Origin of the sequence: Pseudomonas sp. MF6776, assembly GCF_016613125.1 — a bacterium.
Lineage (GTDB): Bacteria > Pseudomonadota > Gammaproteobacteria > Pseudomonadales > Pseudomonadaceae > Aquipseudomonas > Aquipseudomonas iridis.
The window spans coordinates 1-842 of the sequence record NZ_JAENSQ010000102.1; the positions used below are offsets into that span (position 1 = coordinate 1).

Below are 842 nucleotides of genomic sequence, written 5' to 3' on the forward strand. Positions count from 1 at the left end.
CGCCGGATGTATTTCCGCGACAAGCTGTCGCTGCATGAGATAGCCAAGCGCACCGGGTTGGCGCGCAACACGATTCGCAAGTGGGTCAGAGCACCTGAGGCCAAGCCGCCGGTCTACCAACGCCGCGCGATCTTCAACAAACTCAGCCCTTTTCACGCCACGCTGGAGCAGGCGCTAAAAGCCGATTCGCTGCGGCCCAAGCAACAGCGGCGCAGTGCCAAGGCGCTGTTGGCGCAAATCAAAGCCGAAGGTTATGACGGTGGCTACAGCCAGCTCACCGCGTTTATCCGTGCCTGGCGAGGGGGACAGGGCAAGGCGTCGCAGGCCTTTGTGCCGCTGACCTTTGCTCTTGGCGAGGCGTTTCAGTTTGACTGGAGCGAGGAAGGCTTGCTGGTCGGCGGCATTTACCGGCGTATGCAGGTGGCACATCTGAAGCTGTGTGCCAGCCGTGCGTTCTGGCTTGTGGCGTATCCGAGCCAGGGCCATGAGATGTTATTTGACGCCCATACACGCTCGTTCGGCTCCTTGGGCGGCGTGCCGCGCCGGGGCATCTACGACAACATGAAGACCGCCGTCGACAAGGTCAATAAGGGCAAAGGCCGGGCGGTGAATGCGCGCTTTGCGGTGATGTGCGCGCATTACCTGTTCGATCCGGACTTCTGCAACGTCGCCGCTGGTTGGGAAAAGGGCATCGTTGAAAAGAACGTGCAAGACAGCCGCAGGCGTATCTGGCTAGACGCCCAGGACTGCCAGTTTCACTCCTTCGAGGAACTCAATGCCTGGCTGGGCCAGCGCTGCCGCGCGCTTTGGAACGAGCTGACGCACCCTCAATACAGCGGGCT

General features: G+C 61.2%; 1 pseudogene. It reads left to right on the forward strand.

Features of this window, described 5'->3' with window-relative positions:
* Positions 1 to 842, forward strand: a pseudogene (gene istA, locus JJD74_RS30615) (IS21-like element ISPst3 family transposase); the annotation flags it as partial.